General features: G+C 64.7%; 26 protein-coding genes and 1 tRNA gene. 22 read left to right on the forward strand and 5 right to left on the reverse strand.

Going from position 1 to position 24,309, the window contains the following annotated elements:
- Positions 1 to 2: 2 nt before the first annotated feature.
- The 8 genes from K1177_RS15450 (at position 3) to K1177_RS15485 (ending at position 8,170) form a co-directional block, all read left to right on the forward strand.
- Positions 3 to 953 carry a carbohydrate ABC transporter permease gene (locus K1177_RS15450; protein ID WP_224704436.1) on the forward strand — a complete coding sequence of 317 codons (951 nt, stop codon included), beginning with the start codon at positions 3 to 5 and terminating at the stop codon, positions 951 to 953.
- Positions 946 to 1,827: a carbohydrate ABC transporter permease gene (locus tag K1177_RS15455; protein ID WP_224704438.1), complete on the forward strand. Its 882-nt coding sequence runs from the start codon at positions 946 to 948 to the stop codon at positions 1,825 to 1,827. Before K1177_RS15450 ends, K1177_RS15455 begins: the two co-directional genes overlap by 8 nt.
- Before the next feature lie 4 nt (positions 1,828 to 1,831).
- On the forward strand, positions 1,832 to 2,851 hold the full coding sequence (locus K1177_RS15460; RefSeq protein ID WP_224704440.1) for a Gfo/Idh/MocA family protein: 1,020 nt from the start codon (positions 1,832 to 1,834) through the stop codon (positions 2,849 to 2,851).
- The gene (locus K1177_RS15465; protein ID WP_224704441.1) at positions 2,848 to 3,933 is read left to right on the forward strand and encodes a Gfo/Idh/MocA family protein; all 1,086 of its coding nucleotides are present in this window, start codon (positions 2,848 to 2,850) and stop codon (positions 3,931 to 3,933) included. The genes K1177_RS15460 and K1177_RS15465 overlap by 4 nt, the downstream gene beginning before the upstream one ends.
- A gap of 9 nt (positions 3,934 to 3,942) precedes the next feature.
- Positions 3,943 to 4,995, forward strand: coding sequence for an ABC transporter ATP-binding protein (locus tag K1177_RS15470; RefSeq protein WP_224704443.1), 1,053 nt, complete (start codon positions 3,943 to 3,945; stop codon positions 4,993 to 4,995).
- A 68-nt stretch (positions 4,996 to 5,063) separates the two neighbouring features.
- On the forward strand, positions 5,064 to 6,176 hold the full coding sequence (locus K1177_RS15475; RefSeq protein ID WP_318153300.1) for an NAD(P)-binding domain-containing protein: 1,113 nt from the start codon (positions 5,064 to 5,066) through the stop codon (positions 6,174 to 6,176).
- Between the two features lie 86 nt (positions 6,177 to 6,262).
- Positions 6,263 to 7,192: an aldo/keto reductase gene (locus K1177_RS15480; RefSeq protein WP_224704444.1), complete on the forward strand. Its 930-nt coding sequence runs from the start codon at positions 6,263 to 6,265 to the stop codon at positions 7,190 to 7,192.
- 126 nt (positions 7,193 to 7,318) lie between these two features.
- A complete protein-coding gene (locus K1177_RS15485; protein WP_224704446.1) occupies positions 7,319 to 8,170 on the forward strand; it encodes a division plane positioning ATPase MipZ in 852 nt (283 codons plus the stop codon).
- A 95-nt stretch (positions 8,171 to 8,265) separates the two neighbouring features.
- Here K1177_RS15485 and K1177_RS15490 read toward each other — a convergent pair.
- Positions 8,266 to 8,340: transfer RNA gene (locus K1177_RS15490), tRNA-Gly, on the reverse strand.
- Between the two features lie 205 nt (positions 8,341 to 8,545).
- Here K1177_RS15490 and K1177_RS15495 point away from each other — a divergent pair.
- From K1177_RS15495 to K1177_RS15505, 3 genes are read left to right on the forward strand one after another with little or no spacing between them, the layout of a single operon-like run.
- The gene (locus K1177_RS15495; RefSeq protein WP_224704448.1) at positions 8,546 to 9,496 is read left to right on the forward strand and encodes a thioredoxin family protein; all 951 of its coding nucleotides are present in this window, start codon (positions 8,546 to 8,548) and stop codon (positions 9,494 to 9,496) included.
- Positions 9,497 to 9,509: 13 nt separating this feature from the next.
- A complete protein-coding gene (locus K1177_RS15500; RefSeq protein ID WP_224704451.1) occupies positions 9,510 to 10,178 on the forward strand; it encodes an LON peptidase substrate-binding domain-containing protein in 669 nt (222 codons plus the stop codon).
- Positions 10,178 to 10,453, forward strand: coding sequence for a Trm112 family protein (locus tag K1177_RS15505; protein WP_224704453.1), 276 nt, complete (start codon positions 10,178 to 10,180; stop codon positions 10,451 to 10,453). Before K1177_RS15500 ends, K1177_RS15505 begins: the two co-directional genes overlap by 1 nt.
- Here K1177_RS15505 and K1177_RS15510 read toward each other — a convergent pair.
- Positions 10,450 to 11,688 carry an FAD-dependent monooxygenase gene (locus K1177_RS15510; protein WP_396120247.1) on the reverse strand — a complete coding sequence of 413 codons (1,239 nt, stop codon included), beginning with the start codon at positions 11,686 to 11,688 and terminating at the stop codon, positions 10,450 to 10,452. The two genes, K1177_RS15505 and K1177_RS15510, sit on opposite strands and share 4 nt — an antisense overlap.
- Positions 11,689 to 12,008: 320 nt before the next feature.
- Between K1177_RS15510 and K1177_RS15515 the strand changes: the two genes are divergently transcribed.
- The 3 genes from K1177_RS15515 (at position 12,009) to K1177_RS15525 (ending at position 16,844) form a co-directional block, all read left to right on the forward strand.
- Positions 12,009 to 12,347 carry a P-II family nitrogen regulator gene (locus K1177_RS15515; protein ID WP_224704458.1) on the forward strand — a complete coding sequence of 113 codons (339 nt, stop codon included), beginning with the start codon at positions 12,009 to 12,011 and terminating at the stop codon, positions 12,345 to 12,347.
- Positions 12,348 to 12,369: 22 nt separating this feature from the next.
- Positions 12,370 to 13,728, forward strand: a complete 1,359-nt coding sequence (locus K1177_RS15520; RefSeq protein WP_224704460.1) for an ammonium transporter — start codon at positions 12,370 to 12,372, stop codon at positions 13,726 to 13,728.
- Between the two features lie 356 nt (positions 13,729 to 14,084).
- The gene (locus K1177_RS15525; RefSeq protein ID WP_224704461.1) at positions 14,085 to 16,844 is read left to right on the forward strand and encodes a DNA translocase FtsK; all 2,760 of its coding nucleotides are present in this window, start codon (positions 14,085 to 14,087) and stop codon (positions 16,842 to 16,844) included.
- Positions 16,845 to 16,862: 18 nt separating this feature from the next.
- Here the strand turns inward: K1177_RS15525 and K1177_RS15530 are convergent, their stop codons facing one another.
- Positions 16,863 to 17,180: a hypothetical protein gene (locus K1177_RS15530; RefSeq protein ID WP_224704463.1), complete on the reverse strand. Its 318-nt coding sequence runs from the start codon at positions 17,178 to 17,180 to the stop codon at positions 16,863 to 16,865.
- Between the two features lie 109 nt (positions 17,181 to 17,289).
- Between K1177_RS15530 and K1177_RS15535 the strand changes: the two genes are divergently transcribed.
- Positions 17,290 to 17,916, forward strand: coding sequence for a LolA family protein (locus tag K1177_RS15535; RefSeq protein WP_224704465.1), 627 nt, complete (start codon positions 17,290 to 17,292; stop codon positions 17,914 to 17,916).
- A gap of 17 nt (positions 17,917 to 17,933) precedes the next feature.
- Here K1177_RS15535 and K1177_RS15540 read toward each other — a convergent pair whose 3' ends face one another.
- The gene (locus tag K1177_RS15540) at positions 17,934 to 18,743 is read right to left on the reverse strand and encodes an undecaprenyl-diphosphate phosphatase (RefSeq protein WP_224704475.1); all 810 of its coding nucleotides are present in this window, start codon (positions 18,741 to 18,743) and stop codon (positions 17,934 to 17,936) included.
- Positions 18,744 to 18,856: 113 nt separating this feature from the next.
- On the opposite strand from K1177_RS15540, the gene K1177_RS15545 reads away from it, so the two are divergent.
- From K1177_RS15545 to K1177_RS15575, 7 genes are read left to right on the forward strand one after another with little or no spacing between them, the layout of a single operon-like run.
- Entirely contained in the window at positions 18,857 to 19,534 is a 678-nt protein-coding gene (locus K1177_RS15545) for a glutathione S-transferase family protein (protein ID WP_224704476.1), read from the forward strand.
- Positions 19,535 to 19,552: 18 nt separating this feature from the next.
- Complete coding sequence (locus K1177_RS15550) at positions 19,553 to 19,858, forward strand: BrnT family toxin (RefSeq protein ID WP_137150362.1); 306 nt, start codon at positions 19,553 to 19,555, stop codon at positions 19,856 to 19,858.
- Positions 19,848 to 20,099: a CopG family antitoxin gene (locus K1177_RS15555; protein ID WP_224704478.1), complete on the forward strand. Its 252-nt coding sequence runs from the start codon at positions 19,848 to 19,850 to the stop codon at positions 20,097 to 20,099. The genes K1177_RS15550 and K1177_RS15555 overlap by 11 nt, the downstream gene beginning before the upstream one ends.
- The gene (gene queG, locus K1177_RS15560; RefSeq protein WP_224704480.1) at positions 20,096 to 21,220 is read left to right on the forward strand and encodes a tRNA epoxyqueuosine(34) reductase QueG; all 1,125 of its coding nucleotides are present in this window, start codon (positions 20,096 to 20,098) and stop codon (positions 21,218 to 21,220) included. Before K1177_RS15555 ends, queG begins: the two co-directional genes overlap by 4 nt.
- On the forward strand, positions 21,217 to 22,086 hold the full coding sequence (locus tag K1177_RS15565) for an SDR family oxidoreductase (protein WP_224704489.1): 870 nt from the start codon (positions 21,217 to 21,219) through the stop codon (positions 22,084 to 22,086). Before queG ends, K1177_RS15565 begins: the two co-directional genes overlap by 4 nt.
- On the forward strand, positions 22,083 to 22,733 hold the full coding sequence (locus K1177_RS15570) for a GNAT family N-acetyltransferase (RefSeq protein WP_224704491.1): 651 nt from the start codon (positions 22,083 to 22,085) through the stop codon (positions 22,731 to 22,733). The genes K1177_RS15565 and K1177_RS15570 overlap by 4 nt, the downstream gene beginning before the upstream one ends.
- Entirely contained in the window at positions 22,730 to 23,233 is a 504-nt protein-coding gene (locus tag K1177_RS15575; RefSeq protein WP_224704499.1) for a DUF6886 family protein, read from the forward strand. The genes K1177_RS15570 and K1177_RS15575 overlap by 4 nt, the downstream gene beginning before the upstream one ends.
- Positions 23,234 to 23,242: 9 nt before the next feature.
- Here K1177_RS15575 and K1177_RS15580 read toward each other — a convergent pair whose 3' ends face one another.
- A complete protein-coding gene (locus K1177_RS15580; RefSeq protein ID WP_224704501.1) occupies positions 23,243 to 24,220 on the reverse strand; it encodes a ribose-phosphate diphosphokinase in 978 nt (325 codons plus the stop codon).
- Between the last annotated feature and the right edge of the window lie 89 nt (positions 24,221 to 24,309).

The raw sequence follows: 24,309 nt of genomic DNA on the forward strand, positions 1-24,309 counted from the left end.
ACATGACCGCGCGCTCTCTTCAATCGGGCGCTCCCGCAGGGGAGCGCGCGGCCACCACTCCGTCGCTTTGGGCTCGGATCTGGCACAACGATGCCCCGGGCTACCTGTTTCTGCTGCCCTGGCTGATCGGTTTCCTCGGGCTGACCATCGGTCCGATGATCACCTCGTTCTACCTTAGCTTCACCGATTTCGACCTGTTGACCTCCCCCGACTGGGTGGGCGCCAACAATTACATCCGCATGTTCTCCAACGACCCCAAGTTCTGGGCGTCCATGCGGGTGACCATGTTCTTTGTGGTGTTCTCGGTGCCGCTCAAGCTGGCCTTTGCCCTGGCGGTGGCCATGCTGCTCAACCGCGGCATCCGCGGCCTGCCGCTCTATCGCGCGCTGTTCTATCTGCCGAGCCTGTTGGGCGCGTCGGTCGCCATCGCCATCCTGTGGCGCCAGATCTTTGCCAGCGACGGCCTGATCAACAAGCTGCTCGCCATGGTGGGCATCATGGGGCCGAGCTGGATTTCCAACCCCAAGACCTCGCTGTGGACGCTGATCATCCTGTCGATCTGGCAGTTCGGCTCGCCCATGATCATTTTCCTGGCCGGCCTGCGCCAGATTCCGCAGGACATGTATGAGGCGGCTAGTCTGGATGGCGCCAGCAAATGGCGGCAGTTCGTCAAGATCACCCTGCCGCTGCTGACCCCGGTGGTCTTCTTCAACGCCATCATCCAGACCATCGAGGCCTTCAAGAGCTTCACCCCGGCCTTCATCATCTCGGGCGGCACGGGCAACCCGATCAATTCGACGCTGTTCTACACGCTCTATCTCTACCAGGAGGCCTTCGGCTTCTTCCGCATGGGCTATGCCTCGGCCCTGGCCTGGGTGCTGCTGGCGCTGGTGAGCGTGTTCACCGCCGTCTCCTTCCTGACCTCGAAATACTGGGTGCACTACGATGAGTGATGCTACCGGGCTGACGGTTGTCACCGGCGCGGTGTCGCCCACGCGCAAGCGCCTGACCTCCATACTGATCCATGTCGCGCTGCTGTCGGCATCGGTGTTGATGCTCTATCCGCTGCTCTGGCTGCTGGCCGCCTCGTTCCGTCCCGAAAACGAGATCTTCACCTCGGCCAGCATCATCCCCTCGTCCTGGAGCATCGATTCCTATATCCGCGGCTGGAACGGGCTGCGCACCGGCTTTGGCACCTTCTACCTGAACAGCTTCATCATCTCGGGCCTGTCGGTGATCGGCAATGTCATGGCCTGTTCCATGGCCGCCTATGCCTTTGCCCGCCTCGAGTTCAAGGGCAAGAACTTCTGGTTCGCCATGATGCTGATGACGCTGATGCTGCCCTATCAGGTCACGCTCATCCCGCAATATGTGCTGTTCCGCCAGCTGGGCTGGGTCAACACCTTCCTGCCCCTGGTGGTGCCCAAGTTCCTGGCTGCCGATGGCTTTTTCATCTTCCTGATGGTGCAGTTCTTCCGCGGCCTGCCCAAGGAGCTCGATGAGGCCGCCCAGATGGACGGCTGCTCGCCCTGGCGCATCTATTGGAAGATCATCCTGCCGCTGTCGACGCCCGTTCTGGCCACAGCCGCCATCTTCACCTTCATCTGGACGTGGGACGATTTTTTCGGGCCGCTGATCTATCTGAGCGAGATGAAGTCCTACACGGTCATGCTGGGCCTGCGCACCTTCACCGACAGCACTGGTGAAAGCGACTTCGGCGGATTGTTCGCCATGAGCGTGCTCAGTCTCGTGCCGATCTTCCTGTTCTTCCTCTTCTTCCAGCGCATGCTCATCGAGGGCATCGCCACTACCGGTATGAAACGCTAGACCCATGACTGATATCAAGTTTGCCGCGATCGGCATCAACCACGCCCATATCTATGGTCAGGTCGACTGCCTCAAGCGCGCCGGCGCCCAGTTCGTCGCCTTCCATGCCGTCGAGGATGATCTGGCGGCCGCCTTCTCGGCAAAATTCCCCGAGGCGCGCCGCGTGGCCGACCCCAGGGAAATCCTGGAAGACAGCTCCATCTCGGTGATCACCACGGCGGCCATCCCGGCCGATCGTGCCGCCATCTCCATCGCTGCCATGCAGCATGGCAAGGATGTGCTGTCCGACAAGCCGGGCATGACCACCTTTGCCCAGCTCGACGAGATCAAGCGTGTCCAGGCCGAGACCGGCCGCATCTATGGCGTGCTGTACTCAGAGCACTTCGAGGTGCGCGCTGCCGTCGAGGCCGGCAATCTGATTGCCCAGGGCGCCATCGGCACCGTCATCAACACTGTCGGCCTGGGGCCGCATTCGCTGCGGCTCAACAACCGCCCCGAATGGTTCTTCACCCGCCAGCGCTATGGCGGCATCCTGTGCGACATCGCCAGCCACCAGTTCGAGCAGTTCCTGTTCTTCTCCAATGCCATGGATGCCGAAGTCGTGTCGGCCAGCGTTGCCAACCGCGGCCACCCCGACAAGCCGGGCCTGCAGGACGTGGGCGACGTGCACCTCAAGACCGCCAATACCTCGGGCTATATCCGCGTGGACTGGTTCACCCCCACGGGCCTGCCCACCTGGGGCGACGGACGCCTGACCATCCTGGGCACCGAGGGCTATATCGAGCTGCGCAAATATATCGACATTGCCGGCCGCCCTGGCGAGGACCATCTGTTCATCGTCAACAGCGAAGGGCCGCGCCACATCGACTGCTCCAAGGTTGACCTGCCCTTTGGCCGCCAGTTCCTTGACGACGTGCGCAACCGCACCCAGACCGCCATGCCGCAGGAGCGGTGTTTCAATGCCATGAAGCTGGCGCTGACCGCCCAGCAACTGGCCGAACGCGGAACGGAGTGGGCCCAATGAGCCGGATTTTCAACGTCGCCGTCGTGGGTGTCGGCATCGGCCGCAGCCATATTGTCGAGGGCTATCTGCCCAATTCGGACAAGTTCAAGGTGCTCGCGCTCTGCGATCTCAATGAAGAGCGCATGGCCGCAGTGGCCGATGAGTTCGGCATCGAGCGCCGCATCACGGCCTTCGAGCAGTTGCTGACCATGGCAGACATCGACGTGATCGACGTCTGCACCCCGCCCATGCTGCACCATCCCATGGTGCTGGCTGCGCTCAAGGCCGGCAAGCATGTGATCTGTGAAAAGCCGCTGGTCGGCTCGCTCGCCCAGATCGACGAGGTCATGGCCGCTGAAAAGCAGTCCAGCGGCAAGCTGATGCCGGTGTTCCAGTATCGCTTCGGCGATGGCATCGAGCAGGCCAAGGCCGTGATCGATGCGGGCCTGGCCGGCAAGCCCTTTGCCGCCACCGTGGAAACCTTCTGGCGCCGCGACGCCGACTACTATGCCGTGCCCTGGCGCGGCAAATGGGCGACCGAGCTGGGCGGCGTGCTGATGGGCCATGCCATTCACCCGCACGACATCTTCACCTATCTGATGGGCGATATCGACCGCGTGTTCGGCCGCGTCGCCACCCGGGTCAACCCTATCGAGGTGGAAGACACCATCTCGGCCTCCGTGCTGCTCAAGAGCGGTGCGCTCGCCAGCCTCACCGCCACCCTCGGCGCGGCGGACGACACCACCCGCATTCGCCTGGTGTTTGAGAATGTGATGATCGAGAGCGATCACGCCGCCTATAATCCCGGCGAGAAGTTCTGGAAGATCCAGCCGCGGAATGAGCAGACCAAGGCCGCCATCGACGCCCTGCTCAAGGATTGGAAGCACGTTCCCTCGCGCTTCCAGACCCAGATGGCCCGGTTCCACGATGCCCTCACCGGCGCCGGCCCGCTGCCCGTGACGTCGGCCGATTCGCGCCGCTCGCTCGAGCTGGTCACCGCCTTCTACCATTCGTCCAGCACGGGCACGGATGTGGTGCTGCCGCTTGGCGCCGACCACCCCCTTTACCAGAGCTGGGTCCCGGCCCAGTTCCGGACGGCATAGGAGTTCGCCATGGCGACCAACATCGAACTGCGCAAGATCGTCAAATCCTACGGCGACGTGAAGGTCGTTCATGGCATCGACCTGACCATCAACCCCGGTGAGTTCACGGTTTTCGTGGGTCCGTCAGGCTGCGGCAAGTCCACCCTGCTGCGCATGATCGCCGGGCTCGAGCCCATCACCGGCGGCGAACTGCTGATCGATGGCGAGCGCATGAACGAAGTGCCGGCGGCCCGCCGCGGCATCGCCATGGTGTTCCAGAGCTATGCGCTCTACCCGCATATGAATGTCTATCAGAACCTGGCGTTCGGCCTTGAGACCGCCAAGATGCCCAAGGCCGAGATCGCCCAGCGCGTCGCCAAGGCTGCGGCCATCCTCAAGATCGAGCCGCTGCTGCAGCGCAAGCCCAAGCAGCTCTCGGGCGGCCAGCGCCAGCGCGTGGCCATTGGCCGCGCCATCGTGCGCGAGCCGCGCATCTTCCTGTTCGACGAGCCCTTGAGCAACCTGGATGCCGAGCTGCGCGTGCAGATGCGCGTCGAGATCGCCAAGCTGCACAATGATCTGGGAAACACCATGATCTATGTGACGCACGACCAGGTCGAGGCCATGACCATGGCCGACAAGATCGTGGTGCTGCGCGCCGGGGTGATCGAGCAGGTCGGTGCCCCGCTCGAGCTCTACAATTCGCCGCGGAATCTCTTCGTGGCCGGCTTCATCGGTTCGCCCAAGATGAACTTCCTGGCGGCCACCGGCTCAGGCAATGCCGTCAATGTCGCCGGCGGGACCATTGATGTGGGCCGGCCGACCACCGGCACCGTGACCCTGGGCGTGCGCCCCGAGCACATCACCCTGGCTGAAGGCAGCGGCGTCAAGCTGGCCGATGTCCGCGTCGACCTGGTCGAAAGCCTGGGCGGCCAGACGGTGATCTATGCCACCACCGCTGACAACCAGCCGATCAATATCGTGCTCGAAGGTCAGCGCGACGTGGCGCTTGGCACCATGGTGTCGGCCCATATCGACCCGGCCCGCCTGCACCTGTTCAATGCCGAGGGCAATATCGTCTGAGCCCTCGCCACACCTTGTCTTCAGGCGCCTCTGCACCAACATGAGCGCCTGACCGACAGGAGCACGGCGTGACAGAGCAGACATCGGCCGTGCGCATGGCCCTCAAGCGCGACATCGTGGTGATCGGCGCCGGCCAGGCGGGCCTGAGCGCCGGCTATCACCTCAAGCGCCTGGGCCTTGAGCCGCAACGGGACTTCACCATTCTCGATGCCGCGCCCCGGCCCGGCGGCGCCTGGCAATACCGCTGGCCCTCGCTGACGCTCTCCACCGTCAACCGCGTGCATGACCTGCCGGGCATGAGCTTTGCCGAGCGGGCAGGGGGCGATACCAGCGTGCTCGCCTCGGTGGCCGTACCCGACTATTTCGCCGCCTATGAGGAACGCTTTGCCCTCGCCGTGCAGCGCCCCACCAATGTGACCCTCGTCTGCAATCGCGGTGACCGCCTGCGCATCGAGACCGACCGGGGCCTGCTTTCGGCCCGCGGCATCATCAATGCCACCGGCACCTGGGAAAAGCCCTATATCCCCGACTATCCCGGCAAGGACAGCTTTGCCGGTCGCCAGCTGCACACCCATGACTTTCACCGGGCCGAGGATTTTGCCGGCCAGCATGTGCTTGTGGTCGGCGGCGGCATTTCGGCCATCCAGCTGCTCGACCAGATCTCGGCGGTCACCCGCACCAGCTGGGTGACCCGCACCCCGCCCCGCTTCCGCGAGGGCCCATTCGACGAGGAGGCGGGGCGTGCCGCCGTGCGCATGGTGGAAGAGCGCGTCCGCGCCGGCCTGCCGCCCAATTCGGTGGTCTCGGTTACCGGCCTGCCCATGACGCCAGCTATCGCCGCCATGCAGCAACGCGGCGTGCTCAATCGGCAACCCATGTTCGATACTATCACCCCCACGGGCGTGCGCTGGGCCGATGGGCGCGAGCTGGCGGTGGATGTCATCCTGTGGTGCACCGGCTTTCGCAGTGCGCTCGACCATCTGGCGCCGCTGGACCTGCGGGAGCCTTCAGGTGGCATTACCATGACCGGGCGGCTGGCCACCCAGGTCGCAAGGGACCCGCGCATCCACCTGGTCGGCTATGGCCCCTCCGCCTCGACCATTGGCGCCAATCGCGCCGGCGCGGCTGCGGCTGCCGAGCTGGTGCAGACGTTGGGAGAGGCTGCCAGTGCCTCTCCGTGAGGCCAGACCCAAAATGAGGGTCGCCCTGGCGCTATGTTAGCGTTAACATAGCAGCCTGTTCGCTCGTGATTCCGGAATACTCATCCATGAAGACCTATCGCCTGCCCCATTCAGACCGCGTCCTCTCCAGCGTCGTGCTGGGCCTGATGCGCATCGTCAAGATGAGCGACGCCGAAGTGCAGGCGCTGTTCGGCGCCGCGCGTGAGGCCGGTATCGACACTTTCGACCACGCCGATATCTATGGCGGCGAGCGCCATGCCTGCGAGGCCCGCTTTGGCGAGGCCATTCACCTCAGCGCTGCCGAACGCGACGCGGTGTTCATCCAGTCCAAGGCTGGCATCCGCAAGGGCTATTTCGACTTCTCGGCCGAGCATATCCTCAATTCGGTCGATGGCTCGCTCAAGGCGCTGCGCACCGACTATCTCGACCTGCTGCTGCTGCACCGCCCCGATACGCTGGTGGAGCCTGAGGAAGTTGCTGCGGCCTTTGACAAGCTGGCCACCTCCGGCAAAGTGCGCCACTTCGGTGTCTCCAACCAGACACCGGGCCAGATCGACCTGCTCAAGACTGCCGTGACCCAGCCCCTGGTGGCCAATCAGGTGCAGCTCTCGATCACCCATGCGCCACTGTTCGCGCAGGGCGTGGCCGCCAATATGGCCGGGCTCGACCAGTCGATCAGCCGTGACAATGGCCTGCTGGAATATTCGCGCATCAACAAGATGATGCTGCAGGCCTGGTCGCCCTTCCAGAAGGGCTTCTTTGATGGCGTCTTCCTCGGTGACCGGGTCAATTTCCCCGAGCTCAACGACGCCATCGATGCGCTGGCCAAGAAATATGGCGTCACGCCCACCGGCATTGCCGTCGCCTGGATCACCCGCCATCCCGCCAATATCCAGGTGGTGCTGGGCACCACCAATCCCGGCCGGGTTCGCGATTCGGCCGCCGGCTCCGATGTCACGCTGACACGTGAAGAATGGTATCGCCTGTTCACCACCGCCGGCCACACCCTGCCGTAGGGCAGCGCGCGAATCGGTCGAAAACCCCGGGTAGGACCCGGCCCGGGGCGTGCCTCTTAGGGCTTTGTTAACCATGCCGACACTTCATGGATCAGGGGGATGCTCCCCTGATTTGGAGTGACGGACATGGGTGGAAACGGCGCACATATCATTGCCGTGGGTAACGAAAAGGGCGGCTCGGGCAAATCGACCACGGCGCTGCACCTGGCCGTCTACCTGCTGCACCTGGGCCACCGCGTCGCCACCATCGATGTCGACAGCCGCCAGCAGACGCTGACCCGCTACGTGCGCAACCGCCGCGCCACTGTCGATGCCACGGGCCGCGACGTGCCCATGCCGCGCCATGTGCATCTGCCCACCGCCTGGGGCGATTCGATTGCCGAGAATCAGCGCGCCGAGCGCGACATCTTCACCCGCGCCCTGGCCGAGCTGCGCGACAGCACTGACATCATCGTGATCGACACCCCCGGTTTCGACGGCAATCTGGCGCGGCTGGCGCATGGCTTTGCCGATACGCTGGTGACCCCGGTCAACGACAGCATGATCGACCTCGATGTGCTGGCGCGCGTTGACGCGGTCAGCGGCGAACCCATCGAGACCAGCCCCTATTCGCGCAATGTGCAGAAGGCGCGCGCCGAGCGCCTCGCCGCCACCGGTGCTGGCATCGACTGGGTGCTGGTGCGCAATCGCATTTCCAACCTGGGCTCGCGCAATGCCAGCCAGGTGCAGTCCACCATCGAGCGTGTTGCTGAGCGCCTGGGTTGCCGGGTGGCCGACGGCATCGCCGAGCGGGTGATCTTCCGCTCGCTGTTTTCTATCGGCATGACGGTGTTTGATCCGCTCGATGCGGCCATGCTGGGCGGCGCGCCGTCCATGTCGCACGTCAATGCCCGCCAGGAGTATCGGGCGCTCGTGGCCGCGCTGCGCCTGCCTGCCCCGGTCCATAGCCAGGCTGAACCGGTGCGCCTCTCCGCCTGAGGGGCGCGCGCCGAAAAAGCACCAATCGGAAAAACGAAAGGCCAGGCACGAATGCCTGGCCTTTTCATCGTGTCTTCTCTTGCGAAGGAGAAGATTGGAGCGGGCGAAGGGATTCGAACCCTCGACCCTAACCTTGGCAAGGTTATGCTCTACCCCTGAGCTACACCCGCACTCCATATTGTCAGCGCCAGCGTCTTGTTTGGCGGCGACGAGGCGCTATATGCCCAATCACTTGCCCGAATGCAACCCACATTTTGACGTGAACGTCATCTTCGTGTTGCTCTGTGGATTGTGGGGCTTGTCACACCGCCGTCTGCGGGCGCAAGAAAGGCCCGCATCATTGTCATTTTGCCTAGCTGCAAGGGCCTTTTCGCCATGTCTTCCCCGTTCAACGACATTGCCCCCGCCAACACTGGTTCCGCCCCGGCCGGCGCACTGATCAAGGAGTCCAGCGATTCCGCGTTCAAGGTCGATGTGATCGACGCCTCGCTCGAACAGCCAGTGCTGGTCGATTTCTGGGCGCCCTGGTGCGGCCCCTGCCGCCAGCTGACGCCGTCGCTGGAAAAAGTGGTCAATGAGAAGGCCGGCGCCATCAAGCTGATCAAGATCAATATCGACGAGCATCCCCAGATTGCCGGCCAGCTCGGCGTGCAGTCCATCCCGGCCGTGTTCGCCTTTGCCGGCGGCCGCCCGGTCGATGGCTTCATGGGCGCCATGCCCGAGGGTGAGGTGCGCCGATTCGCCGACAAGGTGATCGCCGCTGCGCCGCCCGCCCCGCCGGCCCGCGGCTCGCTGGAAAACCAGATTGCCGACGCCCTGGCCGCCGCCACCGAGGCGCAGACTGCCGGCGACCTCGGCGCCGCCGCCCAGATCTACGGCATGGTGCTGCAGCACCAGCCCGAGAATGCCCCCGCCCTCATCGGCCTGGCCCAGGTCTATCTGACCGCCGGCGAAGCCGAGCAGGCCCAGGCCATGCTCGACATGGTGCCCGAGGCCGAGCGCAAGGGCGACGCCTATAGCCGCGTCGCCAATTCGCTGCGCCTCGCCGCCGAGGCGGCCAATGTCAGCGAGACCTCGGCGCTTGAAGCCGCCATCGCCGCCAACCCGGACGACCACCAGGCCCGCTATGACCTGGCCCTGGCCCTCAATGCCGAAGGCAAGCATGTCGAGGCCGCCGAGGCGCTGGTGGCACTGTTCAAGCGTGATCGCAGCTGGAACGACGACGGCGCCCGCAAGAAGCTGCTGGAATTCTTCGATGCCTGGGGTCCAAAGGATCCTGCCACACTCAAGGGCCGCCGCATGCTCTCGGCGGCGCTGTTCTCCTAAGGAAGGCTGCCGCATGCTCAAGCGCCCCACATCTCCGGCTGACCTGCCCAAATCGGTGCCGGTGTTCCCGCTGTCGGGGGCGCTGCTGCTGCCATTTTCGCACCGGCCGCTCAATGTGTTCGAGCCGCGCTATATCGACATGGTCGATGCCGCCCTGCGTGGCGACCGGCTGATCGGGCTGATCCAGCCCGAGGACACCTCCGAGGAAAGCCCGCGCGGGCCGGGGGCCTTGCAGCCGATCGGCTGCCTGGGCCGCATCACCCATTTCGAGGAAAGTGGCGAGGGCCGCTACTTCATCATCCTCGAAGGAGTGACGCGCTTCCGCCTGACCCATGAGCTGACGGTGATGACGCCCTATCGTCAGGCCACCATTTCGGCTGAGGAATTCGCCACCGATTTCACCCGCGCCTTTGGCGAGGAGGCGGTGGACCGCGAGCGCTTCGTCAAGATGATGCGCGACTATGCCGAATTCGCCAATATCGAGCTCAACTGGGACGAGATCGAACGCACCGGCACGGCCGAGCTGGTCAATTTCTGCTGCATGGTGGGCCCCTATGGCCCGGCCGAAAAGCAGGTGCTGCTTGAAGCCACGACGCTCGAGCAGCGCGCCGAGACGCTTATCGCCATGACCGAATATGAAATGGCGCGCGGCGCCGGCGGTAGCGGGACGCCGCTCAACTGATGGCCGAGCCGACCCCAGATCCGCGGCATGTCTTCGACGTCAAGACGCTCGAAATGCTGGTCTGTCCGCTGACCAAGACGCGCCTGGTGCTCTCGGCCGATCGCAGCGAGCTGATCTCGGTGGCGGCGCGCCTGGCCTTTCCCATCGTCAAGGGCGTGCCGCTGCTGGCGCTGGACGAGGCGCGCAATGTCGATCCGCAGACCCTGCGCCGCCTCCCCGAGCTGGACGGCGGCGCTGCCCCGCGCGCCGCGCTGCCGCCGGGGGCCAAAGGCTAGATCGGCAGGCCGCTGAGCAGGCGCGGGCCGCCCGAGGTCAGCCCGGAGGCGGTGCGGATGAGGGCCGACTTGACCGGTCCGGTGCGATCGACAAGGCCCAGTCCGAAATCGCGCAGCGCCCGCACCGGCGCCACATCATTGGAGAACAGGCGGTTGAGCGTATCGGTCATGGCCGCCATGCTGGCGACATCGAGCCGCCGCCAGGCCTGGTAGCGCTCCAGCACCTCGGCACTGCCATGGTCGAGCCCCAGGCGGATGGCCGAGACCACAACTTCTGCCAGCGCGGCCACGTCCTTGAGGCCCAGATTGAGCCCCTGGCCGGAAATGGGATGCACCACGTGGGCGGCGTCGCCAATCAGCGCCAGGCGCGGCGCCACGAAAGAGCGCGCGATCTGCAGGCGCAGCGGGAAACCCGCCAACTGGTCTTCAACCGTCACCGCGCCCAGCGACGATCCCATGGCCGCCTCGATCTCGAGTGCCAGGGCAGCAGGGTCGAGCGCCAGCAGGCGCTTGGCCTCGTCCTGCCGCTCGGTCCACACCAGCGAGGAGCGCTGGCCGGGCAGGGGCAGGCTGGCAAACGGGCCGGCGGGGCGGAAATGCTCATAGGCCACGCCGTCATGGGGCAGGGCATGGCTGATGGTCGCCACCAGCCCGGTCTGGCCATAGTCGCTGGCAATGACATCAATGCCGGCCATGCCGCGCAGCATGGAGCGGGCGCCATCGGCGGCAACCAAGAGCGGCGCGGTCAGCACGCGCCCATCGGCCAGCACCAGCCGGGCGCTGCTGCCGTCGGCACTGTAGCTGGCCACTTCAGCTGGCGCGATGACACTGGCCTGCTCTCCAAGCTGGTCAAGCAGGGCGCGAGCGCTGGTCTGGTTGGGCACCATATGGGCAAAGGGCTCGCCAGGCGCCACTTCGCCCTCAAACGTGAGGAACAGCGGCCGGGAGATATCGCCCTGACCCGAATCGGTGATGCGCATGGCCGTGATCGCCTGGCTCTCCGCGATCATCTGTGGCCAGGCGCCCAATGCCTCGAACACCCGCCGCACGCCGGCGGCAATGGCTGAGGCGCGATTGTCGCGCGGCACTTCCAGCGGGCGCCGATCGACCAGCGCCACTTTGATGCCACGCGCCGACTGCACCAGCGCCAGCGCCAGGGTCAGCCCAACATGGCCACCCCCGACAATGATGACATCGAACGAATTCTGCTGCGGCGCTGCGGTCTGCATGGGCATCTCCATCTGACGGCTTCGACCCCTACGCCCATCGGACGAGCCTGCCAAGCGGCTGGCGGGGGTGGGGACGGCACACGTGCCGCTATGTCGCGGCTGTCTGCTCAGAGCTGCCTCACCGCCACATCTTTGCCTCAATATTGCACACGGTTTGAACAACTTGCCTATTTTGCGGGCAAAATGACGCTCAACTGCTGAGCCATCCGCAAGGCGTGTTTCTAACATATTGGTATCAAAGACAATTTTATGGCGCGCCAACTTGGCACGGCTCTTGAGTCTACTGGGGCTATCCAGACCAAGCGCCAAGCTGAAAAGGGGCACACATGAAACTGGTGATCGCAATTATTAAGCCATCACGCCTCGAAGAGGTTCGCCAGGCTCTCAACTCGCTCGACGTGCACGGCATGACCGTCACCGAAGTGAAGGGCTACGGCCGCCAGAAGGGCCATTCGGAAATCTACCGTGGCACCGAATATGCCGTGCATTTCCTGCCCAAGCTCAAGGTTGAGATTGCCGTCGACGACACCATTGCCGACGCCGTTTCCACCGCCATTCGCGACAGCGCCCAGACCGGCCGCATCGGCGACGGCAAGATTTTCGTGCTCGACCTGCTGGCCGTCACCCGCATCCGCACCGGTGAGACCGGCGCGGCAGCCCTCTAAGCGTCATCGGGAGAAACAACAGATGAAGATGTCAAAGATCCTGGGGAGCGCCGCGCTGGCCTCCCTCCTGCTGGCGGTGCCAGCTTTCGCCCAGGACGCCGCAGCTCCCGCAGCTGAAGCCGCCGCCGTTGTCGACAAGGGCGACGTCGCCTGGATGCTCGTCTCCACCATGGTGGTGATCGTCATGACCGTGCCGGGCCTGGCCCTGTTCTATGGTGGCCTTGTGCGCGCCAAGAACATCCTGTCCGTGCTGACCCAGGTGTTCCTCGGCTTCTCGATGATCTCCATTCTCTGGGTCGCCTATGGCTACTCGCTGGCTTTCGCCGGCCCGACCGAAGGGGGCCTGTCGGCCTTCTATGGCGACTTCTCGAAGTTCTTCCTCTCCGGCGTGACGCTGGACTCGCGTGCAGCGACCTTCTCGGCCGGCTTCGAGCTGCCAGAAATGGTGTTCGTGATCTTCCAGCTCACCTTTGCCTGCATCACCTCCACCCTGATCGTGGGCGGCATTGCCGAGCGCATGAAGTTCGGCGCGCTGATGGCATTCCTCGCCATCTGGTTCACCTTCTCCTACATCCCCATGGCGCACATGGTCTGGGCTGGCCCGGGCCTGCTGTTCGGCCTGGGTGCCTATGACTTTGCCGGCGGCACGGTCGTGCACATCAACTCCGGTGTTGCCGCCCTCGTGGCTGCCATCGTGCTCGGGCCGCGCCTGGGCTACATGAAGGAACCGATTGCCCCCCACAACCTGGTCTGGACCTATGTCGGTGCCGGCCTGCTGTGGTTCGGCTGGTTCGGCTTCAACGCCGGCTCCAACCTGGAAGCCAACGCCCTGACCGCCGTGGCCCTGGTCAACACCATCGTGGCGCCTGCTGCTGGTGCCCTCGCCTGGGCCCTGGCTGAACGCGTGACCCGCGGCCATGCTTCGGCTCTGGGTGCTGTCTCGGGTGCTGTTGCCGGCCTGGTTGCCGTCACGCCTGCCGCCGGCTTTGCCGGTGTGGGTGGTGCCATCATCCTGGGCGCTGTGGCCAGCGTCATCTGCCTGTGGGCCGTGGTCAACCTCAAGCCCATGCTCAAGTATGACGACAGCCTGGACGTGTTCGGCATTCACGGCGTCGGCGGCATCGTCGGTGCCCTGGGCACCGCCATTGTCGCGGCTCCCGGCCTGGGCGGCTATCCGCTCGGCGATGCGGAAGCCTATTCGATCGGTGGCCAGTTCATGATCCAGCTGACCGCTGTCGGTATCGCTGTGGTCTGGTCCGGCGTGGTGGCTCTGATTGCCATGTTCATCGTCAAGGCCATCTTCGGCGGCGCCCGCGTGGCCGAATCGGCCGAAAGCGACGGCCTGGATCTCTCCAGCCACGGCGAACGCGCCTACAACTAAGCCTTTCGGGGTCGGCGGCATTGCCCGCCGGCCCCACCTCCTCAGGTTGATCGTGGCGTGCGGTTCGTGTCCCTCTTGGCCCGCCACAGAGGCTTCCCACTCGCAAAATGCACGGGCCGCACTCCACGATCAATTTCTCCGCTGCCTATCCTCCCTCTCCAGGCCAGCGGCTATCTGGGCCCGCCCTTCCGGCGGGCCCTTTTGTTTGGGCCCGCAGGCTTTTGTGCTGGCGCCAGCGGTTTGGGCAGCCGCACAAAGGGTGGGCGCTGGCGCGGGCTTAGCCTTGGGTTAACCCTACCGGACTAGCATGACGCCAGATCGCGCCCGGACCGTACCGGGCCACTCCGGACACGCCCATGCCCAGTTCTCCCTCGCCCGTCCTCGACGAAGTCCGCTCCATGCCCCAACGCAGCAGCCGCAGCGCGACCAAGGCCCTTCCGGCCCCGCCGCCGGCGCTGTCGATTCGCATTCCCGTGCGCCTGGCCGGCCTGATCCTGCTGGCGCTGGTGGGCATCTGCCTGGCGGCACTCGCGTCCTGGTCGGTCGATGATCCGAGCTTTTCCTATGCCACGGCCAAGCCCGCCGCCAATTGGCTGGGCTTTCCGGGCGCCGTCATTGCCGACACGCTGTTTCAGGTCTTTGGTCTGGCCGCGCTGGTGATGCTCGTGCCGCCGGCGCTGTGGGGCTGGGCCTTTGCCCGTCGCCGCATGCCCAGCCATCTCGGCTTGCGCCTGCTCGGCTGGATCGGCGCCAGTGTTCTGGCCGCCGGGGCCTTCGCCTTTGTCGCCATGCCGGCCACCTGGCCGCTGCCCACCGGCCTGGGCGGGCTGGTCGGCGCCGGCTTCATGGGGCTGGCCACCCTGGTCAGCGGTGCCCAGCCGCAGGCGGTCACTGAAGTGCTTTTCGCCATTATCATTGCCGTGCCGGCGCTGGCCCTGTTCTGGATTGCCATGGGCCTGGGCAGCTCGGTCCCCACCGGACCGCGCAAGCCTGCGTCTGCCGCGACAGGCCGCAAGGGCGCCGCTGCGGCTGCCCAGGAGGTCGATGAGCCTGAAACCAACCCGATCATCGATGTTGCTTTGGGCGCCATGGTGCACATGGGCTATTCGCTGCGCACCGCCTATCGCCGCGCCCGCGCCAACCACGCTGAACGCCGTGCCGCTGATGCTGCCACCTGGCGCGACGAAGAGGTCGAGCCCGGCCTCGAGACCGCCCCCGCGGCCCGCACGGCCGGCGCCGAGCGTCGCGAGCCCGCCCTGACACCGGCACCGCGCCGTATCCACGCCCCGGTCGAGCACGCAGTCGAACCCGCGTTCGAAGACGAGCCCGGCTTGGCCGCCGCGCCCGAAACGGCCTCGCGCATCAATGCCCGTCCCAGCTATGACGAGGACGAGCTCGACTATCCCGACGAGGCCGACGACGACATTCCCTTTGTCCCCGACGTGCCCGCGCCCGCCGTCAATCATCGCCAGCAGGGCGACTCCCGCTTCCACCCGGTCGATCCGGCCAAGCCGCGCGTCACCGCCCCGGCGCCTCGTCCCGCCCAGGGCCAGCGCATCATGCGCGAAGCCCAGACGTCGTTCCTGGACGAGCCCGGTGGCTTCGAGCTGCCGCCGCTCAGCCTGTTGGCCGAACCCAAGCACAAGGGTCCTTCGCCCGAGCACGCCCCCGAGCGGCTCGAGGAAATGGCTCGCCAGCTCGAAGGCGTGCTGGAGGATTTCGGCGTCAAGGGTGACATCATCAATGTCCGCCCCGGCCCGGTCGTGACCCTGTTCGAGCTTGAGCCGGCACCTGGCATCAAGTCGAGCCGCGTCATTTCGCTGGCTGACGATATCGCCCGGTCGATGTCGGCAATCTCCGCCCGCGTCGCCGTGGTGCCGGGCCGCAATGCCATCGGCATCGAGCTGCCCAACCAGATGCGCGAGACCGTCTATTTCCGCGAGATGCTGGCCAGCTCTGACTTCGAGAAGATGAAGGGGAAGCTCCCCATCTGCCTGGGCAAGACCATCGGCGGCGAGCCGGTGATCGCCGACCTGGCGCGCATGCCGCATCTGCTGATCGCCGGCACCACCGGCTCGGGCAAGTCGGTGGGTATCAATACCTTTATCCTCAGCCTGCTCTATCAGATGACGCCCGAGCAGTGCCGCATGATCATGATCGATCCCAAGATGCTCGAACTGAGCATCTATGACGGCATTCCCCATCTGCTCACGCCCGTGGTGACCGACCCGCAAAAGGCCGTGGTTGCGCTCAAATGGGCTGTGCGCGAGATGGAAGACCGCTATCGCAAGATGAGCAAGATCGGCGTGCGCAATATCGACGGCTTCAACCAGCGCGTCAGCGAGGCCGCCGCCGAAGGCAAGACCATCACCCGCACGGTGCAGACCGGCTTTGACCGCGAGACCGGCGAAGCCATCTTCGAGAGCGAGGAATTCAACCTCGAAGTACTGCCCTATATCGTGGTCATCGTCGACGAAATGGCCGATCTGATGATGGTGGCCGGCAAGGACATCGAAGGCGCCATCCAGCGCCTGGCCCAGATGGCCCGCGCCGCGGGCATTCACATCATCACTGCCACCCAGCGCCCGTCGGTGGACGTGATCACCGGCACCATCAAGGCCAACTTCCCCACGCGCATCTCGTTCATGGTCACCTCCAAGATCGATTCGCGCACCATCCTGGGCGAACAGGGCGCCGAACAGCTGCTGGGCAATGGCGACATGCTCTACATGGCCTCGGGCGGCCGCACCAAGCGCCTGCACGGCCCCTTCGTTTCGGACGCCGAGGTGGAGGCCGTGGTGGCCCATCTCAAGAGCCAGGGCCAGCCGGACTACCTCGATTCCATCACCGAGGATGAGGACGAGGCCGCAATGGCGGCCGAGGGCGGCGCCGGCGGCGGTGACGATTATGCCGGCTCGGGCGACGAGCTCTATGACAAGGCCGTGCACATTGTGCTGACCGACAAGAAGGCCTCGACCTCCTATGTGCAGCGGCGCCTGGCCATTGGCTATAACAAGGCCGCGACCCTGATCGAGCGCATGGAGCGTGAAGGCGTCATCAGCCAGGCCAACCATGCCGGCAAGCGCGAAATCCTGGTGGGCGGGGATCAATACTGATCCCCGCTGCCCAAGCCGCTATTGGCTGCAGGCCGGCGTGCCCAGCACGACCTTGAACTCGCGCGGGCCGGCCCAGCCGGCGTCATGCGTATTGGGCAGGTCCTCGATGGTGACCGACAGCACGCAGGCGCCGCCGCGCACCAGATAATGGTCTGGCGCAATCAGCTCGATGGCATCCACGCCCGCAAAGCCGAAGGCTTCGGCCACGCCCATGTCGGCGATGATGGCCGCCAGTTCGGCCTGGCGCTGGTATTGTGGTGGCAGCGCCGCCTCAACAGGCAGGGCGGCTGTCAGCCCGGCGAGAACCGCAAGGCCGGGCAAGGCAAAGGCACGCATGACTCAAATTCTCCCTCGTGGCGGCGGTGGCTCTGGGTCCCGAACCCGCTGTTGCCGCAATTGCTTTCTAGGCTAGCCTGAGACGAACCAACAGTCAGGAACTTCAACCATGATTCGCCGCGATGCCTTGTTGCTCGGACTTGCAGCCGTCTTTGCGATGGGAACCTCGGCCTGGGCGCTCGACAGGGCGCTGACGCCTGAGGAACAGCAGCTGATCGACAGCATTGGCGCGCACAATTCCACCATCCGCAGCATGGTTGGCCGGTTCCTCCAGATCGACACCAATGGTGGCCGCACCGAAGGCACGTTCTTCCTGGAGCGCCCCAACAAGATCGCCTTCCGCTATGCCCCGCCCAGCCGCGAGGAGATCGTCTCGGTCGGCAATGGCTTTTATGTGCTGAACCGGCGCGACGAGACCTATTACGCCTATCCGCAGGACACCATTCCGCTGCGCCAGTTCCTGGGCGACAAGATCAACCTGATGAATGCCAATGTGGTCAATGTGGCGACCTCAGACGGCTACATGACCGTCACGGTGATCGACGAGACGGTCGCCGGCACGGTGCAGGTATCACTGGTGTTTGGCACCGATACGCTCGATCTGGTGCAATGGAGCCTGGTTGAGCCCAGCGGCGCCGAGCTGACCTTTTCGCTCTATGACGTTGAAAAAGACGTCAAGATTCCCTCGACCTTCTTTTCCATCCCCGCCAACTACAAGGCCGTCCAGCGCGGCTGAACGGCCTCCCATGAGGCCTAGTGCATGGTGAGCAGCGCGACGATGCCCGCGCCGCCCACCAGGATGCGCCACCAGGCAAAGGGCGCAAAGCCGTAGTTGGAGACGAAGGCCAACAGGTATCGCACCACGATGGCGCCAACCACGAAGGCCGCTGCAAAGCCGACCGCCACGTTGAGCGCGATGCTGGTGTCGATCAGGTCGCGGCTCTTGTAAAGGTCATAGCCAAAGGCGCCCACCATGATGGGCAGGGCGACAAAGAAGGTGAATTCCGCGGCGCTGCGCTTGCTGGCGCCGAACAGCATGGCACCCACCACCGTCGAGCCCGAGCGCGACACGCCGGGAATGAGGCTGAGCATCTGGAACAGGCCGATGATCAGCGCCAGATGCCAGGGGAAGTGGTAGATGTCGTCATAGGTCTCGCGCTTGGGCATGCGGTCGACCAGCAGCAGCACAATACCGCCAACCACCAGCGAGACGCAGATGGTCATCGGCGATTCCCAGAGCGCGCCCTGGATGAAATCGCGCAGCAGCACGCCGGCAATGATCGCCGGGATACAGGCCAGCAGCACCGAGCCGGCGAACTGCCAGGCATAGGCCTTGCCGCGCAGTGCATCGCCGATCAACTGGGCCAGCTTGGCGAAATAGATAGTCACAATGGCCAGGATCGCGCCCAGCTGGATCAGCACGATGAAGGTGGCCGGCTGCGTCAGACCGAAAAAATGGCCGGCCAGCAGCAGATGACCTGTCGAGCTGACGGGTAGGAATTCGGTAAGCCCTTCGAGAACTCCGAGCACCAACGGCACAAAAAGACCTTGATCGGCGTTCATTTGATCCCCTAATTCTGTCCATTGGTCCCAAGCGGATGGGCAAGCTCTATCGCGCTTCGCAAAAGCCGCCAAGCTGGCTTGCCGCGCTGGACCCAAAAAGAGACAAGCATCATATGCCAAGCCTGTTGCACCATCCCCTCGATCCTTCCTCCCGGCTGATCCGCCTCATGTGCGCCGAATATGGCGTGCCGCTGGACATGGAAGAGATCAAGCCGTGGCTGCGCACGCCCGAACTGCTCGAGATCAATCCGGCGGCAACGCTGCCCATCATGATCGACGAGACCGACGAGCCCATCATTGGCCTATTGGCCAATATCCACACCATCGAGGATCTGCACACGCCCGCCGTCGTCACCGGGCTTATTCCGGCCGAGGCCGTGCGCCGCGCCGAGATGTGGCGGATGATCGAATGGGTGATCTCCAAGCTCAATGACGAGGTCACCCGCTATGTGCTGGAGGAAAAGATCGTCAAGCGCGACCAGCGCGGGGCGACGCCCGATCCGGCCGTTCTGCGCGTGGCCAAGGCGAACCTGAACGAGCACATGCTCTATTTCAACTGGCTGTTCGCCAACCGCTCCTGGCTGGCCGGCGACGAAATGACCCTGGCCGATTTTGCCCTGGCGGCCCATTTGTCCACGCTCGATTATCTGGGCGATATCGACTGGGGCAAGGCCGGGGAGACCCGCGACTGGTATTCGCGCATCAAGTCCCGCCCCGCCTTCCGGACTCTCCTCAACGACCGCGTCGTCGCCATGCCGCCGCACAAGGGCTATGCTGACCTCGATTTCTAGTCTCTTGCGAGAGTGTATATGCAGTCGTATATACAAATCATCGATGCAGCAGGATTTGACTGGGACGATGGCAACAGCCTGAAGTGCCAAAAGCACGGCATGTCGCAGAGTGATATCGAACAGGTGTTTGCCGATATCATCCACGTCGCCATGGATGAGGCCCATTCGATGACCGAGCCGCGGCAATTGGCCATCGGCCGCACTGCCGCCGGAAGGCCAGCTTTCGTGGTCTTCACACTCAGGGTGGTTGAGGGGCAAACCATGATCCGACCGGTGAGTGCCCGCTACATGCACGACAAGGAGCTCAAACGCTATGACCGGTAGGCGCGTTCCCCATTTCGAGACGGACGAAGAAGCGGCAGCCTTTCTCGAGCAGGACCTGTCTGATCTCGATTTCAGCCAGTTCAAACCCGTCAAGTTCGAGTTCAGTCCCAAGGCGGCGCAGTTGAACATGCGCCTGCCCGAGGCGCTTCTCGAGGCCGTCAAAAGCAAGGCCAAGGCGCAGGGCATTCCCTATACGCGCTATATTCGCCAGTTGCTCGAGCACGACATTTCCCGGCGTTGACCTCCGCCCAGACCATTGTCGCCGAGCTGAAGACGCGCGCCCGGGCCTTGGGCTTTGAGAGCTTTGGCATTGCCGCGGCCGATGCGCGGCCGGACCTGCCCGAAAAACTGCGGGCGGCGCTCGATGCCGGCTGGCATGGCGATATGGACTGGATGGAAACCACCGCCGATCGCCGCGGCAGCCCCCGCGCCATGTGGCCCGCGGCGCGCTCGGTGATCGTGCTGGGCATCAACTATGGCCCCGAAGCTGATCCGCTGGCGCTGCTCGACCAGCCCGACCGCGGCATCATCTCGGTCTATGCCCGCAACCGCGACTACCACGAGATCATCAAGGGCAAGCTCAAGGAACTGGCGGGCCTCTTGGCGCGTCGGGCCGGGGCCCAGGTCAAGGTGTTCGTCGATACCGCCCCGCTGATGGAAAAGCCGCTGGCAGAAGCTGCGGGCCTGGGCTGGCAAGGCAAGCATACCGTGTTGGTAAGTCGCGATTTCGGCTCCTGGCTGTTTCTGGGCGCCATCCTAACCGATGCGGACTTGCCCGCGGATAAGCCGCATGCCGAGAGCTGTGGCAGTTGTACGCGCTGCCTCGACATCTGCCCGACCAATGCTTTCCCGGCGCCGTTCCAGCTCGATTCCCGCCGGTGCCTCGCCTATCTCACCGTCGAGCACAAAGGGCCGATCCCGCTGGAGTTTCGTGCCCCCATGGGCAATCGCATCTATGGCTGCGATGATTGCCTGGCCGTCTGCCCCTGGAACAAGTTTGCCAGCGTCAGCCGCGAGGCGCGGCTGCAGGCCCGGTCCGAGCTCGATGGCCCCGCGCTGGCCGATCTGGTGCGGCTGGATGATGCGGGCTTTCGTACGCTGTTCGCCGGCTCGCCGATCAAGCGCATCGGCCTACAGCGTTTTCTGCGCAATGTCTTGATTGCCATCGGCAATTCGGGCGATGTGAGCCTGCTGCCGCTGGTGGAAGCGCGGTTGGGCGATTCTGCGGATGTGGTGCGCGGCGCTGCGATCTGGGCGCTGCGCCGGCTCGATGCGGATCGTGCAGGGGCATTGCGGCCCGCCGCTTTGGCCGGTGAGCAGGACGACGCCGTGGCGGCCGAATGGACAGGTGAACTGGCATGAAGACGTTTTTCTTTGGCATGGGCTTTTCCTCGTCTGCGGCGGCCGATTTTTTGCGCACCCAGCATCCCGATGCGCCAATAGCCTGCACGGTCCGTACGTCGGAAAAGGCCGCGCGCCTGAGCGCAGAGGGCTTTTCGGCCCATGTGTTTGACGGCACGGCGCCGGGCCTGACCCTGGGGCCGGACCTGCGCGCCTCGACCCATGTCGTTTTCTCCATCGCCCCCGGTGCCGAGGGTGATCCGGCGCTGGTCCACCACCGGGCCGATCTCGACGCCGCGGCTGGGCTTGAGTGGCTCTGCTATTATTCCACAGTCGGGGTCTATGGCGATTTCGGCGGTGCCTGGATCGACGAAAGCGCTCCGCTGGTGCCGCGCAATGATCGCTCGGACCGACGCGTATTGGCCGAACAGGCCTGGCGCGACTATGCCGCGCAAAGGGGCGTGCCGCTGACCATCCTGCGCCTCGCCGGCATCTATGGTCCCGGCCGCTCGACCTTCGACAAGCTCGAGGACGGCACCTCGCGCCGCATCGTCAAGCCGGGCCAGGTGTTCAATCGCATTCATGTCGCCGATATCGGCCGTATCACCGCGCTGGCCGCAGAGGCGCGGCTTGACGGCACTTTTAACCTCAGCGACGACGAACCGGCGCCGCCCCAGGACGTCATTGTTTATGCCGCCGAGATGCTGGGCATGGCCCCGCCGCCGGCGCAGGATTTCGCCACCGCGCCGATGACGCCGATGCAGGCGAGCTTTTATGCCGATAACAAGCGCTGCTCCAATGCCGCCATCAAGGCCGCACTGGGCATTGAGCTGCTCTACCCCACCTATCGCGAGGGCCTGGCCCAGATTCTGGAGACGCGATCATGACACCCACGCCAGCCAAGTCTGCGCCGGAACGGATCGATTTGGCGGGCCGCTTTGTGCGGCTCGAGCCTCTGGCCGCCCAGCATGCCCGTGACCTGTTCGAGGTTTCCACCATGCCCGGCGGGCCGGAGCGCTATCGCTGGCTGTTCAGCAATGCGCCCGAAAGCCTGGCGGAACTTGAGGCGCGCATTGCCGAGATGACCTGGGGCGAAAACCGCTATGTCGCCGTGGTCGATCAGAAGAGCGGCAAGACGGTGGGGCAGCAGGGCTGGATGCGCATCCGCCCCGAGCATGGCTCAATCGAGATCGGCGGCGTCTATTGGGGCCTGCCCATGGCCCGCACGCCGCTGGCCACCGAGGCGCTGTACCTGTTTGCCCGCCATGCCTTTGACGATCTGGGCTACCGGCGCTTCGAGTGGAAATGCAACAATCGCAACGAGCCCTCCAAGGCCGCTGCGACGCGCTTCGGCTTCACCTTCGAGGGCATTTTCCGCCAGGATATGATTCTGAAGGGCGAAAGCCGCGACACCGCCTGGTTTTCCATGCTCGACAGCGAATGGCCGGCCCTGCGCGCCGAATATGAGCGCTGGCTGAGCCCGGACAATTTCGACGCCACTGGCCAGCAGAAGAGCCGGCTGGCGACGCGGTGAGCCTGTTTCACATCAGCGAGGATCCGGCGATCCCGTTGTTTGTGCCCCGGCCATCGGCCTATACCGCCGAGCCGGTGGTCTGGGCCATAACGCCCGAGCGCCTGGTCAACTACCTGCTGCCGCGCGACTGCCCGCGCGTCTGCTTCTGGGCGCGTCCCGACAGCACCGTCGGCGATCGGGAGACGCTATTGGCTGATGATGCAGCTGTCGTCGCCATCGAAGCGCGCTGGCTGGAACGCGTGCGGCAGGCGAGCCTTCATTGCTACACCATGCCGCCGGAGGGCTTTGTCGAACTGGACGCCAACGCCGGCTATTGGGTCAGCGCCAAGCCGGTTCGGCCGATCGAGAATGTGGTGGTCAGCGATCTGCCCGACCAGATCGCTCGCCGCGGCGCCAGGCTGCGCATCTTGCCACGACTGGTCGCGTTGCAGGCGGCGGTTGCCGCCTCCAGCCTGGGTTTTTCCATGATCCGCATGCGCAATGCCGCGCCGGAGCTTTAGGGCGTCCGACTAGCCGGCAGTGCCCGTGGCCTTGGGCAGTTCGGGTTCGGAATAGAACAGCGCGCTGACCGATTCCCCGCTGTTGATACGGCGGATGGCTTCGGCCAGGGCCGGGGCCACCGACAGCACGGTCAGCTTGGGGTGCCGCTTGCCGGCCGCGATCGGCACGGTATTGGTGCAGACGATCTCAAGAATATCGGCTTCTGCCGCCAGCCGGGCGATGGCCTCGCCGGCAAAGACGCCATGGGTGGTCGCCACACGCACCGAACGGGCACCATGCGCCCGCAGATGCTGCAGCAGTTCCAGGATCGAACCGCCGCTGGCAATCTCGTCGTCCAGCACGATCACGTCACGATTGCGCACTTCGCCGATCAGCGTCGAGATGCGCACCGTGGTGTCATTGATGCGCTCCTTGGCGCCGGCGGCGACCGGAAGGCCCAGGCGCTTGCCGAAGGCTGCAGCATTTTTGGCATTGCCCAGATCGGGCGACACCACCACGGCATTGCTGAGGTCATAGGCGCGGAAATGGGCGGCCAGCTCGTCCAGCGCATGCAACTGGTCCACCGGCACGCTGAAAAAGCCATGCACCTGGGGGGAATGCAGCGCCATGGTCAGCACGCGATTGGCGCCGGCCGTCGCCAACAGGTCGGCCACCAGGCGCCCGCCCAGCGAAATGCGCGGCGCGTCCTTCTTGTCCGAACGGGCATAGGAATAATAGGGAATGACAGCCGTGATGCGGGCGGCCGAGGCGCCGCGCGCCGCATCCAGCATCAGCATCAGCTCCATCAGATTGTCCTGCACCGGCGCAGTCAGCGGCTGGATGATGAACACATCCTGCGCCCGGCAATTGGCCTGCAGCTGGACTTCCAGACAATCATTGGAGAAGCGCTTGACCCGGGTCGGCGCCAGCGGCACGCCAAGATGGCTGCAGATCTGCTGCGCGAGTTCGGGATGGGCATTGCCGGTGAAAACTGCCAGTTCGTTCATGCCACGACCTCGGTTCCCGATAGCAGCCGATTACGGCATTTGGCCCCGACAATCAACCGCGCTGCAGCATGCGCACCATGCAATTTCCG

Source organism: Devosia aquimaris (assembly GCF_020169335.1).
GTDB classification, from domain to species: Bacteria; Pseudomonadota; Alphaproteobacteria; order Rhizobiales; family Devosiaceae; genus Devosia; species Devosia aquimaris.